Origin of the sequence: Streptomyces sp. AK08-02, assembly GCF_033795085.1 — a bacterium.
GTDB classification, from domain to species: Bacteria; Actinomycetota; Actinomycetes; order Streptomycetales; family Streptomycetaceae; genus Streptomyces; species Streptomyces echiniscabiei.
Genome location: NZ_JARAZV010000008.1, coordinates 1 through 14,224 on the forward strand (window position 1 = coordinate 1; position 14,224 = coordinate 14,224).

The following is a 14,224-nucleotide window of genomic DNA, read 5'->3' on the forward strand; positions in this document are numbered from 1 at the left end:
CGGTCCTCGGTGATATTGATCTTCTCACCCCGGAACATGGCATCCCGCAACCCGAACACGCCCGTCGCGACGGCCAGTTCCTGGAGGAGAGCGAGAGTCTCGTCCGTGACCAGGTGCTTGGAGTAGTCGATGTGCAGGTCGCCCACCTGTACGGCGTACCGCTCCGCGCGCCCGGGGTCGGCGGCGAACAGGTCCCGCAGTCGCGGTGCGCGGAGCGCGTCGGCGCGGTGGTCCTCCAGCGCCGCCCATTCGGGGCGCTGGGTGAGCCTGGGGGAGTCAGACATGACGGGGGGTCTCCTTGGTGCCGTCGCCCCGCAGAGCGATCGCGTACATCTCGTCGGCGTCGAGGCGCCGCAGCTCCTCGGCGATGAGTTCGGAGGTGGGGCGCACCTTCAGCGCGAGTGTGCGGGAGGGCTGGCCGGGCAGGGTGAGCGTGGCGAGCGGGCCTTCGGGGCGGTCGATGACGATCTCGCCCTTGTCGGTACCGAGGCGGACGGCGGTGACGACCGGGCCCGCGGTGACGACGCGGTCGACCTGGACGTTCAGACGGGCGCCCAGCCAGCGGGCCAGCAGTTCGGCGCTCGGGTTCTCCGCCTCGCTCTCGACGGCCGCCGAGATGATCTTCGTACGGGCCTGGTCGAGGGCCGCGGCCAGCATCGAGCGCCACGGGGTGAGACGCGTCCACGCCAGGTCGGTGTCGCCGGGCGCGTACGACCGCACCCGCGCCTCCAGGGCGGTCAGCGGCTGCTCGACCGCGTACATGTCGGTGATCCGGCGCTGGGCCAGCGCGCCCAGCGGGTCCTTGGCGGGCACCTCCGGGGCGTTGACCGGCCACCAGACGACGACCGGGGCGTCAGGCAGCAGCAGCGGCAGGACCACGGAGTCGGCGTGGTCGGACACCTCGCCGTACGTCCGCAGGACGACCGTCTCGCCGGTACCGGCGTCCGCGCCGACCCTGACCTCGGCGTCGAGGTGCGACTTCGTGCGGTCGCGGGGGCTGCGGGCGTGCCGCTTGATGACGACCAGGGTGCGCGCGGGATGCTCGTGCGAGGCATCCTCGGCCGCCTTGATCGAGTCGTAGGCGTTCTCCTCGTCCGTGACGATCACCATCGTCAGGACCATGCCCACGGCAGGGGTGCCGATGGCGCGCCGCCCCTTCACCAGCGCCTTGTTGATCTTGCTTGCCGTGGTGTCGGTGAGGTCGATTTTCATGGCCTGCGCCAGCTCCGTCCGTCTCGTGCGAGCATCTCGTCGGCTTCTTCCGGGCCCCAACTGCCCGAGGCGTACTGCGCGGGCCTGCCGTGCGTGCCCCAGTACTCCTCGATCGGGTCGAGAATCTTCCAGGACTCTTCCACTTCCTGGTGACGGGGGAACAAATTGGCGTCGCCGAGCAGGACGTCCAGGATGAGCCGTTCGTACGCCTCCGGGCTGGACTCCGTGAAGGACTCGCCGTAGGCGAAGTCCATCGTGACGTCCCTGATCTCCATCGAGGTACCCGGGACCTTGGAACCGAAGCGCACGGTCATGCCCTCGTCGGGCTGGACGCGGATGACGATCGCGTTCGCGCCGAGCTCCTCGGTGGCCGTCGAGTCGAACGGGGAGTGCGGGGCACGCTGGAAGACGACCGCGATCTCCGTGACGCGCCGCCCGAGCCGCTTGCCGGTCCGCAGATAGAAGGGGACGCCCGCCCAGCGGCGGTTGTCGATCTCCAGCTTGACGGCCGCGTAGGTGTCGGTGCTCGACTGCGGGTCGATGCCGTCCTCTTCGAGATAGCCGCTGACCTGCTCGCCGCCCTGCCAGCCCGCCGCGTACTGCCCGCGCACGGTGTGCTCGCCCAGGTTCTCCGGCAACTTCACCGACTTCAGGACCTTGAGCTTCTCGGTCAGCAGCGACTCGGCGTCGAAGGCGATCGGCTCCTCCATGGCCGTCAGGGCCATCAGCTGGAGAAGGTGGTTCTGGATGACGTCACGCGCCGAACCGATGCCGTCGTAGTACCCGGCCCGGCCGCCGATGCCGATGTCCTCAGCCATCGTGATCTGCACGTGGTCGACGTACGACCGGTTCCAGATCGGCTCGTACATCTGGTTGGCGAAGCGGAGCGCCAGGATGTTCTGGACGGTCTCCTTGCCGAGGTAGTGGTCGATCCGGAAGACCTGCTCCGGGTCGAACACGTCGTGCAGGACCCGGTTCAGCTCACGCGCGCTCTTCAGGTTGTGTCCGAACGGCTTCTCGATCACCCCGCGCCGCCAGGAACCCTCCGGAGCGTTCGCCAGCCCGTGCTTCTTCAGCTGCTGGACGACCTTCGGGAAGAACTTCGGCGGTACGGAGAGGTAGAAGGCGTAGTTGCCGCTCGTCCCCCGGGAGGCGTCCAGCTCGTCGACGGCCGCGCGCAGCTGCTTGAACGCCGCGTCGTCGTCGAAGTCGCCCGGGATGAACCGCATGCCCTCGGCGAGCTGCTGCCAGACCTCCTCGCGGAACTCCGTGCGGGCGTGGTCGCGCACCGAGTCGTGGACGATCTGCGCGAAGTCCTCGTCCTCCCAGTCCCGGCGGGCGAAGCCGACGAGCGAGAAGCCCGGCGGGAGCAGACCGCGGTTGGCGAGGTCGTAGACGGCCGGCATCAGCTTCTTGCGGGACAGGTCACCGGTCACCCCGAAGATGACCAGCCCGGACGGGCCGGCGATCAGAGGGAGACGGCGGTCGCCCGGGTCGCGCAGCGGGTTGTCCCACTCGACGTCACCGCCGAAGTCCCCTTCGGAAGCGATCTCCGGGGCGGTCTCCGGCGCGCTCTCGGGCACCGTCGCGGGCTCCGGAGCCGTGTCGGCGGTGGCTGCCGGCAGAGTCGATTCGTCGCTCATTCCCCGTCAACTCCCTTGCTGTCCAGCGACTTGGTGACGGCGTTCAGAAGGTCGTTCCAGGCGATGGCGAACTTCGCGACGCCCTCGTCCTCCAGCAGCTTCACCACCTCGTCGTACGAGATGCCGAGCCCCTCGACGGCCGCGAGATCGGCGCGGGCCTGGGCGTAGCCGCCGGTCACCGAGTCGCCGTGGATGTCACCGTGGTCGGCGGTCGCGTCGAGGGTGGCCTCCGGCATCGTGTTGACGGTGCCGGGCGCGACCAGCTCGTCGACGTACAGGGTGTCCTTGTACGCGGGATCCTTGACGCCGGTGGAGGCCCACAACGGGCGCTGCCGGTTGGCGTGGGCGCCGCCCAGGGCGGTCCAGCGGTCACCCCCGAAGACCTCTTCGTACGCCTCGTACGCGAGCCGCGCGTTGGCCAGCGCCGCCCGGCCCTTGAGGGCGAGAGCCGCGTCGGTGCCGAGCAACGTCAGCCGCTTGTCGATCTCGGAGTCGACGCGGGAGACGAAGAAGGAGGCGACGGAGTGGATGGTCGCCAGGTCGATGCCCGCGGCCTGCGCCTTCTCCAGGCCGGCCAGGTAGGCGTCCATGACCTCGCGGTAGCGCTCCAGGGAGAAGATCAGCGTGACGTTGACGCTGATCCCGAGGCCGATGACCTCGGTGATGGCCGGCAGGCCCGCCTTCGTCGCCGGGATCTTGATCATCACGTTGGGGCGGTCGACCAGCCAGGCCAGCTGCTTGGCCTCGGCGATCGTCGCCGCCGTCTCGTGGGCGAGACGCGGGTCGACCTCGATCGAGACGCGACCGTCCCGGCCGGCCGTCGCGTCGTAGACCGGGCGCAGGATGTCCGCGGCGGCCCGTACGTCGGCGGTGGTCATCATCCGTACGGCCTCGTCGACCGTGACGCCGCGCACGGCCAGGTCGGCGAGCTGCTCCTCGTACCCCTCGCCGGAGCCGATGGCGGCCTGGAAGATCGACGGGTTGGTGGTCACGCCGACCACATGGTGCGTGTCGACGAGCGCGGCGAGATTGCCTGAGGTGATGCGCCTCCGGGAGAGGTCGTCCAGCCAGATCGACACGCCCTCGTCGGAGAGGCGCTTGAGCGGTGTTCCCGTGGCGGGAATCGTTTCGGTGGTCACTGTGATCATCTTCCTTCTGGCGTGCGGATCAACCACGGGCGGCGGACAGAGATTCCCGCGCGGCCCGGGCCACGTTCTCGGCGGTGAAGCCGTACTCGGCGAACAGGGTCTCGGCATCGGCGGAGGCGCCGAAGTGTTCGAGGGAGACGATGCGTCCTGCGTCACCGACGTAGCGGTACCAGGTCAGACCGATACCCGCCTCGACCGCCACGCGCGCCTTCACTGACGGCGGAAGAACACTCGCGCGGTACTCGGCCGGCTGCTCCTCGAACCACTCCACGGACGGCATCGACACCACCCGCGTACCCACGCCCTCGGCTTCCAGCGCCTCACGCGCGGCGACGGCGAGCTGGACCTCGGAGCCGGTGGCGATCAGGACGACGTCCGGGGTGCCCGTGGAGGACTCCCGCAGCACATAGCCGCCCTTCGCGGCGTTCTCGTCGCGGGCGTACGTCGGGACACCCTGCCGGGTGAGTGCCAGTCCGTGGGGGGCCGGGTTCGTGGCGTGCCGCTTGAGGATCTCGGCCCAGACGACGGCCGTCTCGTTGGCGTCGGCCGGGCGGACGACGTTCAGGCCCGGGATGGCGCGCAGGGAGGCCAGGTGTTCGACCGGCTGATGCGTCGGGCCGTCCTCGCCGAGGCCGATGGAGTCGTGCGTCCAGACGTAGGTCACCGGCAGCTGCATCAGTGCCGCCAGCCGTACGGCGTTGCGCATGTAGTCGGAGAAGACGAGGAAGGTGCCGCCGTAGACACGGGTGTTGCCGTGCAGGGCGATGCCGTTCATCTCGGCGGCCATCGAGTGCTCGCGGATACCGAAGTGGATCGTGCGGCCGTAGGGGTCCGCCTCCGGGAGCGGGTTGTCCGCCGGGAGGAAGGAGGACGTCTTGTCGATGGTCGTGTTGTTCGAGCCGGCCAGGTCGGCGGAACCGCCCCACAGCTCGGGCAGGACCTGACCCAGGGCCTGGAGCACCTTGCCGGAGGCCGCGCGGGTGGCGACGGACGCGCCCTCCTCGAACACGGGCAGCGCGTCCTCCCAGCCCTCGGGCAGCTGACCTGCCACGACCCGGTCGAACAGCTTCGCCCGCTCGGGCTGTGCGGTGCGCCACTCGGCGAGCCGCTTGTCCCAGGCGGCGTGTGCCTCGGCGCCCCGGTCGAGGGCCTGGCGGGAGTGCGCGAGGACTTCGTCGGCGACCTCGAAGGTCTGCTCCGGGTCGAAGCCGAGGACGCGCTTGGTGGCCGCGATCTCGTCGGCGCCGAGCGCCGAGCCATGGGCAGCCTCGGTGTTCTGGGCGTTCGGGGCCGGCCAGGCGATGATCGTGCGCATCGCGATGATCGAGGGGCGCGCGGTCTCGGCCCGCGCCTCCTTGAGCGCCGTGTACAGCGCGCGTACGTCGATGTCGCCGCCGAGTTCGGGCTCGATCCGCTGTACGTGCCAGCCGTACGCCTCGTACCGCTTCAGCACGTCCTCGGAGAACGCCGTCGCCGTGTCGCCCTCGATGGAGATGTGGTTGTCGTCGTAGACGAAGACGAGGTTGCCGAGCTTCTGGTGGCCGGCCAGCGAGGACGCCTCGGCGGAGATGCCCTCCTCCAGGTCGCCGTCGGAGACGATCGCCCAGACGGTGTGGTCGAAGGGCGACTCGCCCTCGGGCGCCTCGGGGTCGAAGAGGCCGCGCTCGTAGCGGGCGGCCATCGCCATGCCGACCGCGTTGGCGACACCCTGCCCGAGCGGGCCGGTGGTGGTCTCGACGCCGGCGGTGTGACCGTACTCGGGGTGGCCCGGGGTCTTCGAACCGTGCGTACGGAAGGCCTTGAGGTCGTCCAGCTCCAACTCGTACCCGGACAGGAACAGCTGGGTGTAGAGCGTCAGCGAGGTGTGGCCGGGGGAGAGGACGAAGCGGTCACGGCCCGTCCACTCGGGGTCCGCGGGGTCGTGCCGCATCACCTTCTGAAAGATCGTGTACGCGGCGGGCGCCAGGCTCATCGCGGTGCCGGGGTGCCCGTTGCCGACCTTCTGCACGGCATCGGCCGCGAGTACACGGGCCGTGTCGACGGCACGTCGGTCGAGATCGGTCCACTGGAGGCTGTCGGATGTCTGCGTACTCATCTTCAAGAAGTCCTCGGTAGAGGTGGAGGAAACGCTCTGACGTGTTCGAACTTAAAAGTCTGACTTTTAAGAGGCCAGGTGCCTGTGTGTCACCCTTTGGTGAAAGTGGGACACGGACGGCGGGGACCGGACGGCAAGAGAAGGACATGGCGGACAGAACCATCCAAGAGGGCCTGCGAGACGGCGACGCCATCAGGACGTTTCCCTTCCCGGTCGATCTGAGCGTCCTGGGTGTCGGCATGCAGGTCGGGCCGATGTCGCCGGACCGCACCTGGCACGACGACGCGCCCTTGGAGCGCGTCCACCGCATCGACTTCCACGTCGTGCTGCTGTTCGACGACGGCCCGGTCACCCACATGATCGACTTCGCCGAGTACGAGGCGACGGCGGGCGACCTGCTGTGGATCCGCCCCGGTCAGGTTCACCGTTTCTCACGCACCAGCGAGTACCGCGGCACCGTCCTCACCATGCAGCCCGGTTTCCTGCCCCGGACCACGGTCGAGGCGACCGGCCTCTACCACTACGACCTGCCCCCGCTGCTGCGCCCGGACGGGCCCCAACTCGCGGGCCTGCGGGCGGCCCTGGCCCAGCTGGGCCGCGAGTACGAGGACACGGCCACCCTCCCGATCGGCCTGCACACCTCCGTACTGCGCCACTCGCTCACGGCGTTCCTGCTGCGGCTGTCCCACCTCGCCACGAGTTCGGCGGAGGCGGCGCGCGGGCAGGCCGACACCACCTTCACCCTCTTCAGGGACGCGGTGGAGAAGGGCTTCGCCACCAATCACAGCGTCAGCGCGTACGCCGACGCCCTCGGTTACTCCCGCCGCACCCTCGTCCGGGCGGTGCGCGCGGCGACCGGTGAGACACCCAAGGGATTCATCGACAAACGGGTGATCCTGGAGGCCAAGCGACTGCTGGCCCACACCACCCTGCCGATCGGCCGCGTCGGCGCGGCCGTCGGCTTTCCCGACGCGGCGAACTTCTCCAAGTTCTTCCAACTGCACACGGGAACGACCCCGGTGGCGTTCCGGGCCGAGTTGAGCTGAGAGTCACTCGGGGCGGCGGAGGTTGCGGATGATCTCCCGCAGTCTCGCGCGCTGTTCCTCGTCGATCGCATCGCCGCTCAGGAGCGCGACCGCCTGCTCCTCGCACGCCACCAGGAGCTTCTGGAACTCCGTGCGCAGCGCCCTGCGCCGCTCGCCGGAGATGCCCTGCATCTCCCTGCGCAGCTCAAAGGCGTGCTTGTGCAGCGCTTCGACGAGGTGGTACGCGGCCTGGGTGTTGCCGGGGTCCCGGAGGCACACATCCCCGAGCTCGGAGACGAGCGGGCCCGTTCCGCCCGTCTCGTGGCGGGACAGGTACGCGGCCATCGCCGCCCTCAGGACCAGACGCCGTCGCAGCTCGACGGTCTCCTCGTCCGTCCAGTGGGCGAAGTCCTCGGCGACGGCCCGCGTCGACGGCACGCTCTTCCCGGAACCGATCCAGCGGTCGTACGCGTAGACCAGAAGACCGCGGAGCTGTTCGTCGTCCGGCTCGGCCGCCAGCAGCGTCCGGATGCGCGGCACGGTCCCGGCGTACCGTCCGCGGTCGATGTCGAGGCGGATGTAGGCCGGCGTCAGCTTCTGCCGTCCGCGTTCGTCGAACGCCTCGCCTCCCGCCCTGGACAGCACCGCCTCGACCTCGTCGTACCGGTCGAGGCTGCTCAGGAGCCGGGCCAGCACGACGGCCGGTCCGGTGGCCCCGGGCAGGCGCCGCATCCAGCGCTCCAGCGCGGTCACGGCGGCGGCCACGACCTTGCGCTCGTGGTCGTCGGCGGGCGTACCCGAGGTGTTCAGGATGGCGAACGCCGACCTGATCGAGGGGAAGTAGAGCCCCTGCGGATCGTTCAGGAGGTCGATGTACCGGTCGGGTACGGAGTTGCGGACCCAGGACCGGCCGATGCGCCCGAACCGGTCGGGGAAGCGGTCCGCCTCGCCGGACGCGGTCTCCCCGGCGACCTCGAAGACCCGGGACACCGCGCGCTCGCAGGCGAGTTCGCCGAGCTTGTTGAGCTGCCGCACGAACACCACGGCATCGCCCTGCAGGCCCAGTTGCCGCACACTGCTCAGCACCATGTCGTCCGTCGGGTCCAGGGGCAGCGCGTCGACGAGGCGCAGGTTTCCGAGCACGTCGCCGGAGTACTCGGTGAGCGCCCAGTCGGCCTCCGCGTCCTGTACGACGGCCTTGTTGATCGCCAGCTTCCACAGCACGCGGCTGCGCGCCCACGCCAGGTGCGCCTGCTCCTCCGCCTCGTCCCCGGGCCTGCGGGTGCGTCCCTTCGTCCGGGAGGCCTCCGTGTGGGCCTCGTCGATCAACCGGACGCACGCCTCCTCGAAGGGCCCGCGCACCCGGGCGGGAAGCGCTGCCACGGCCGTGGTGACGGCCGCCCTGCGACGACCCCGGGCGGCGGCCAGTTCCGCCTCGTCCACCAAGCGGCCGACGCCCAGCAGGAGGGTCGGACTGCGGTGGGTGAGGATGTGGTTGAGCTCGTCCAGCCGCAGATGGGCCACAGCGGTCCCCACCTTTCCCTTCCCGGCCAGGACGGGCGGGATCTGACGAGGGTCCTCCTCCAGTTCGCTACGGGGGGTCAGGCCCTGCACGAGCGGGGCGGTGCCGAAGGAACCGGCCAGCACGCGGTGGACCTCGGCCCGTTCGGCGGCCCCGCGACGGATGTCCCCGTGGAGCAGGTCCCGCAGATACAGGGCTTCGAGACAGCGGCGCCACGCCAGTCCCGCGTGTGCCAGATCGCCGGCCGAGGTGTGCGCCACCGCGAGGTTGCGCAGGACCCCGGGGTGCAGCGGATCGTCGGCGAGCATGGTGTTCCAGTGCCGCCGGGCGTCGGTCGTCCGGCCCAGCCGCAGCTCGGCCTCGGCCTGCTGTCCGCCCAGGTAGGCGCGCAGCAGCGTGACCGCCTCACGGTGCCGGGACTCGGGCGGATACGCCTCCAGTGTGATGCGGGCCTCGGCGAAGTTGGTGCGCAGGCGTTCCTCGGACATGGCGAGGGCGTGCGCGACCCGCGCCCGCGCGTCGGCGTCCCCGGGCGGCGGGGGAGGAGCGGCGGGGCGCCGGGCGGGAGGCGCCGAGCCGGGCGCCGGCGTCGGGGCGCCGGACGACTCCTCGGCGCCGGGCCCCTCCAGTTCGGTGAGACGTGCCGACAGGGAGAGGGCCTCCGGTGAGGGCGTGGGGCCGGCCTCCGTGAACTCGCCCCGGTACTTGGCGAGTTTACGGTCGACCCGCTTCTTGAGGACGGCTCGTACGCTGCCCAGGGGCTCCTGGAACTCCGCCTCGCACTCCTCCAGTCGGCGCTGGAACTCCGTGAACGGCATGACCAGGCCGACCGGTTCGGCGCCCTTGAAGCGGCGCAGCTCCTCGACCCAGGACAGCCGCACGGCTTCCAGCCGGTCCACCAGCTCCGTAAGGACCTCCCTGTCCCCCGAGGTCCGCGCGTGGTCGGCACCGTCCGTCACCGGCCCCTGGGCCAGGTCTTTCGCGTGCGCCTGGGCGTCCTCGCGAAGGTTCTTCAATGTGGCCGCGATGTCCGTGAACACCGCCAGCCGCTCGTCGGGACCGGCCGTGCGCGTCTCCTCGGAGCCCTCCTGGAGTGTCACGTCCGCCATCGGGTCCGGGGGTTCCTCGGCGAGCGCCCGCCAGGCCGCGGCCAGGGCCTTCTCGTGCCGGGCGGGGTCGCCGTCGGTGAACGCCCTGGCCGCCGCGTGGGCGCCGAGGTCCGGGAACCGCAGCGGACGCCGGAAGAGCCGCTGCCGGTGGATCAGCGCGACCAGGACGTCGGGAAGGGAACGCTCGGAGAGACAGACCGCGAGCCGGGCCGGCAGGTCGCCACGGTCGGCCTCGAAGAGATCACAGACCAGGGACAGCAGTCCGGCGGCCGCACCGTCGTCCGGCGGCAGCAGCTTCATCAGACGGCGCACGGTCGCGGGCGGGTAGCCGTACACCATCCACTGGACGGCGAGGACGGTGAACGAGGCCGCGCCGCCCCGCCTGCGGTCCACGAGCCCGGCGACAGCCTCCAGATCGGAGAAGAGCGTGTCCCTCGTCCGTTCGGCGGTCCGGCCGCGAAGCCGGCCGTCGGCCGCCATGTCGTGCACCCCCGTCCACCGGCAGACTCCGGGCCGCAACAGGGGCAGCGGCGGCTCCCCGGCCTCCGGGTCGAAGTCGTCGTGGCCGTCCCGGATCGTGGCGCCGATCTCCTCGGCCCGGGCGCGATGCTCGCCGTCGTAGCCCGGTGTGCCCGACCGCTGCTCGTCCAGCCCCCGGTACGCGAGGCTCAGATGGGCCCAGACACGGTGGTTGACGGGGGACAGCGTGGCGGCGGCGGTCAGCCAGCGGACCGCCGCCTCCGGGCGCCCGTGACGCAGGTAGAGCAGGCCTACGTGGTACGGGTGTTTGGGGTTGGCGCCGTCGAGGCGATGGGCGCGGGCCAGCAGGTTCAGCGCGGTCACCGGGTGCGTGCCCGGATGGACGCCGATCCGGAAGAAGGCCTCGACGACCGCGTCCAGCTGGCCCTGGGTGAGCCGCTCCCCCTCCTCGATCCGGGACCACAGCGGCTCGGCCAGCCGCCACAGGGTGAGGGGCCGGTTCTCCAGCCCGGTACGAGGGGTCATGCCCGCGTCCCCTCTCCGCCCAGTTCCGCCACCGGCAGGATCAACAGCCGCCGCCCGTCCGAGACCGCGGCCACGCTTCCGTCCGGTGAGACGGCCAGCGGGTGCCCGCAGACGTAGGTGGTCCGGCCCTCACGGACCAGGGCGTGGGACCCGTCGGGATGCTCCAGCACCAGGAGCCGTCCGCCGAGCGCGGAGCCCACCGGCCGGGCGCCGGGCACCGTGCGGAAGCCCACGCGGACCGCCAACTCCCCGTCGAAACAGACACCCTGGCCCTTCGCGTCGACGATCGTGGTCAGCTCCCCGCCTGCCAGGACACCGGTGACCGCCGTGACCGGCTGGGTCACCTGCAGGAGTTGACGTCCCGTCAGATCCAGTCGGTGGACGCGTTGTTCGCCGACGACCAGGGCGAAGTCCCGGACCCGCGCGATGCCGAGCAGCACGGGTTCCAGGAGGTGTTCCGCCGCGATGCGCCGCCCCGCGTACTCGGTGAGCCGTCCGTCCAGCCCGCCCACCAGCAGCCGTTCTCCGTCGGCCGCCAGCACCTGGACACCGGCCGGATGGATCAGCACCGGCTCCGGCTCCTCGGCGTCGGGGGACAGGCGCCAGACCTGCCCCGACCACATGCCCACGTACAGGACGTCGTCCCCGTCGAAGGCCAGCGCCCCCGGCACGTTGAGCCGCGCGCCCTCCGGAACCGGCAGGTCGTGCGCCCGCGTCGTGCCGTCCGGGTCTGCCACCACGACCCGCCCCGACCAGTCGGCGACGGCCAGCCGGCGTCGCCCGTGCGCCCACAGCCGGGGCCGCTCCCTCAACTCCGCCGTGCCGACGGCTTCGTATCCCGCCCCGGTCAGCGCGTGCACCGTCAACGTCCGCCCGTCCAGATCGGCCGGCGTACGGCCGTCGGGGAAGAAGACCGGGCGGCCTCGCGCCGCGAGAACCGGCCGGTCCACGCCGTCCCACGACGACTGCTCACGAGGCGCCCGTACCGGGAAGGGAGCCGTGGCGACCGGTTCGCACCCGGGGGCCGTCGCGACGAGTACCGCCTCCGTCGCCGCGGACCCGAACGCGAGGTCCCCGAAGACCGCCGCGCCCCCGGTGACCGGTACGGCGAGCGTGCCGGTCAGCCCGGCGTCGGACGGCTGCGCGGAGAGGGAGACCATGCCACCCTCCGGCCAGGCCGGCGCGCCCTTCGGCGAGGAGACACGCACGGTCAGGGGCGGGAGGGTGTGGCCCACGACCGCGTCGCCGGCCGGCGCGTCGAAGCGCAGCGCCGGGCGCGCCACGGTCGTGCTCAGCCCCAGCGCCTGGCGCACCTCGTCGAGCCAGCGTGGCCTCGTCGCCGGGATCCAGTTGATCCGGTTCACGACGTACGGCACCTTCTTGGCGGCTCCCGGATCCATCAGCAGCGGGATGAACCGGCCGGTCTCCGTCAGCCGCAGCTCGTACGCCTTGTGCAGTTCCCACTGGCAGACGTCCTTCTCGAAGTACGTCCGCGAGTAGAGCGCCACGACATGGCGGGTGTTGCGCAGGGCCTCCTCCAGGTAGCTCTGCCAGTCCGCGCCGGCCGGCATCCCGGTGCGGGACAGGTCGAGAAAGACCCTCGGTGTCCCGCCCCGCTCGGTCACACACTCCAGCAGCGCGTCGTGCAGGTCCTTGGCCTGGACGTAGTCCTCCCGGGCGTAGCTGATGAACACGTCCCACTGGTCGGCGGCCCGCTCCGTCGTCATCCCAGCGCCCTCGCGATCGTCCCGATCAGTTCGTCGAGCAGCTTCCTGGAATCCGTGGACAGGGTGCGCGCGCTGTCGCGCCGCAGCCGCCGGGCGTCCTGGAGGATCCCGCTCAGCTGGGCACGCGTCATGTGCGGGCTCGCTCCGCGCCCCTGCTGCGCCAGCGCGTTGAACCGCCCTACGAGATCGGAGACCGCCATGGAGGCCGCGACCAGTTCGATCTCCCCCAGCCGCTCCACGATCGCGTCGTCGAGTTGGCGGACGACCTGTCGGCCCACCTCCGTCCGCGTTCTGCCGCGCAGTTGCGGGAGCCGGCGCCGGAGGTCGGTCAGCCGGGTGCGCACGGTCGTCAGACGGGCGGCTTCGGAGACACCGCCGCGGACGGATTCCATGATGTCGACATACTCCTTGACCACGGGATTGACGACCGCGGCCTCCTGCCAGTCCCGGATCGCCCGGAGCAGTTCCGGGGCCTGGGCGAGAGTGGGGTCGCGCTGGGCGATCTCGGCGCAGACGGCGGCCCGGTCGGGGTCCTGGCCCAGGCTCAGGAGGCAGGCGGCGTAGAGGAAGTTGAGCCAGCGAAAGCCCGGGACGAGGGGAAGCAGGTTCTCCATGAGCCGCTTCGCCCCCTCGACGCGGCCCATCGCCAGCAGGTTGGCTGCCCGCTGTGTGTCGGCCTCCGCGAGCAGCGTGTAGAGGTCCTCGGCGCGGTCCTCGCTCAGCCGTGGTTCCGGGTAGGGGGTTCGGTCGCCGTGCTTGTCGACGAGGCGGAGGTGGGCCTCGAAGTCGTCGAGGACGACGGCGCGGCGCCGGTGGGGGTCCATCGCGGCCAGTTCCCGGCGGGCCCGGCGCGGCTCGCCGTCCTTGAACGCCGCCACGGCCCGCGCGGCGTGCGGGATCAGCACGACGAGCCTGAGCCGGCGGGCGTAGGCAGCGACACCCTCCTTGTCGGTGTCCGCCTCCCGGGCACCCCGCTCGGCGGTCTCCAGCGCCAGTTCCGTATCCCCGGCGCGGGCCTGCCCGACGGCCAGGAGATAGGAGAGGCTGCCCTCTTCCGGCGCCAGCTCCAGGAAGGCCTCGACGCGTTCGAGGGCGCCCTCGGGATCGGACCGGGAGGTCTCGGCGTACGCGGTGATCTCCACCGGCGTCAGCAGGCGGCGCAGTTCGCGGCGCAGCTCGCTCACCCGTGGGCGCAGGTCCTCGGGGAGCGGCTCGTCGCGCAGCGGGCGCAGGACGCGCAGTGCCTGGGTCCGGTTTCCGCCGGCCAGGTGGAACAGGCAGAAGGCGCGCAGATAGCGGGCCTCCTGGTGTTCCGGGGAGGTCTCCAGGAACTCCGTCAGCAGTTCGAGGGCGGTCCGGTACTCGCCGTTGCCGACGTTCGCCCTGGCGTCCTCCAGCAGATCTTCGCCGTCGTCGCCGAGGTACAGGGACAGCTCGCTGAGGGCGGCGACCGGGGGCGCCAGCAGTCGTGCGGTGCGCGAGGTGTCGGCGGCGGCGGCCTCGCGGGCGATCTCCTCCAGCCGCCGGTCGTGATCGGCGAAGTCCCCGTGCCCCCTGCCCTCCCTGAGCTCGAAGGCCGGGGTGCGCAGCGTCTGTACGGGGCGGATCTCGTGGAACGTGTGGTCACGGCCGGTGCCTGTCACGGTTCCTCTTCCGGTGCTTGGGCTGGGACGGGACGTGGAGGGGGAGTGGCGGGGGAGGAGAAGGCGGCGGGGCGGGCGGAGGCGGCGGCGGACGC

The 14,224-nt window shown here is 71.3% G+C and carries 8 protein-coding genes and 1 pseudogene; 1 reads left to right on the top strand and 8 read right to left on the bottom strand.

Features of this window, described 5'->3' with window-relative positions; translation table 11 throughout:
• The 5 genes and pseudogenes from PV734_RS17615 to tkt all read right to left on the bottom strand — a co-directional run.
• A pseudogene (locus PV734_RS17615) lies at positions 1-284 on the bottom strand (glucose-6-phosphate isomerase); the annotation flags it as partial.
• Entirely contained in the window at positions 277-1,212 is a 936-nt protein-coding gene (gene opcA, locus PV734_RS17620; RefSeq protein ID WP_319094790.1) for a glucose-6-phosphate dehydrogenase assembly protein OpcA, read from the bottom strand. The pseudogene PV734_RS17615 and the gene opcA, both read right to left, overlap by 8 nt.
• Positions 1,209-2,855, bottom strand: a complete 1,647-nt coding sequence (zwf, locus tag PV734_RS17625; protein WP_319290218.1) for a glucose-6-phosphate dehydrogenase — start codon at positions 2,853-2,855, stop codon at positions 1,209-1,211. The genes opcA and zwf overlap by 4 nt, the downstream gene beginning before the upstream one ends.
• Positions 2,852-4,003, bottom strand: coding sequence for a transaldolase (tal, locus tag PV734_RS17630; RefSeq protein WP_319094793.1), 1,152 nt, complete (start codon positions 4,001-4,003; stop codon positions 2,852-2,854). The genes zwf and tal overlap by 4 nt, the downstream gene beginning before the upstream one ends.
• A 19-nt stretch (positions 4,004-4,022) precedes the next feature.
• Positions 4,023-6,098 carry a transketolase gene (gene tkt, locus PV734_RS17635; protein WP_319094794.1) on the bottom strand — a complete coding sequence of 692 codons (2,076 nt, stop codon included), beginning with the start codon at positions 6,096-6,098 and terminating at the stop codon, positions 4,023-4,025.
• Positions 6,099-6,244: 146 nt separating this feature from the next.
• On the opposite strand from tkt, the gene PV734_RS17640 reads away from it, so the two are divergent.
• Complete coding sequence (locus PV734_RS17640) at positions 6,245-7,144, top strand: AraC family transcriptional regulator (protein ID WP_319094795.1); 900 nt, start codon at positions 6,245-6,247, stop codon at positions 7,142-7,144.
• A 3-nt stretch (positions 7,145-7,147) separates the two neighbouring features.
• Here PV734_RS17640 and PV734_RS17645 read toward each other — a convergent pair whose 3' ends face one another.
• From PV734_RS17645 to PV734_RS17655, 3 genes are read right to left on the bottom strand one after another with little or no spacing between them, the layout of a single operon-like run.
• A complete protein-coding gene (locus PV734_RS17645; protein WP_319290220.1) occupies positions 7,148-10,759 on the bottom strand; it encodes a hypothetical protein in 3,612 nt (1,203 codons plus the stop codon).
• Entirely contained in the window at positions 10,756-12,486 is a 1,731-nt protein-coding gene (locus PV734_RS17650) for a TIR domain-containing protein (RefSeq protein ID WP_319290222.1), read from the bottom strand. The genes PV734_RS17645 and PV734_RS17650 overlap by 4 nt, the downstream gene beginning before the upstream one ends.
• The gene (locus tag PV734_RS17655; protein ID WP_319290224.1) at positions 12,483-14,129 is read right to left on the bottom strand and encodes a tetratricopeptide repeat protein; all 1,647 of its coding nucleotides are present in this window, start codon (positions 14,127-14,129) and stop codon (positions 12,483-12,485) included. Before PV734_RS17655 ends, PV734_RS17650 begins: the two co-directional genes overlap by 4 nt.
• Positions 14,130-14,224: the final 95 nt, after the last annotated feature.

Coding starts and splice junctions, on each gene's coding strand:
- tal (WP_319094793.1), bottom strand. CDS start 4,003: ATGATCACAGTGACCACCGAAACGATTCCCGCCACGGGAACACCGCTC.
- PV734_RS17645 (WP_319290220.1), bottom strand. CDS start 10,759: ATGACCCCTCGTACCGGGCTGGAGAACCGGCCCCTCACCCTGTGGCGG.
- opcA (WP_319094790.1), bottom strand. CDS start 1,212: ATGAAAATCGACCTCACCGACACCACGGCAAGCAAGATCAACAAGGCG.
- zwf (WP_319290218.1), bottom strand. CDS start 2,855: ATGAGCGACGAATCGACTCTGCCGGCAGCCACCGCCGACACGGCTCCG.
- PV734_RS17640 (WP_319094795.1), top strand. CDS start 6,245: ATGGCGGACAGAACCATCCAAGAGGGCCTGCGAGACGGCGACGCCATC.
- PV734_RS17650 (WP_319290222.1), bottom strand. CDS start 12,486: ATGACGACGGAGCGGGCCGCCGACCAGTGGGACGTGTTCATCAGCTAC.
- tkt (WP_319094794.1), bottom strand. CDS start 6,098: ATGAGTACGCAGACATCCGACAGCCTCCAGTGGACCGATCTCGACCGA.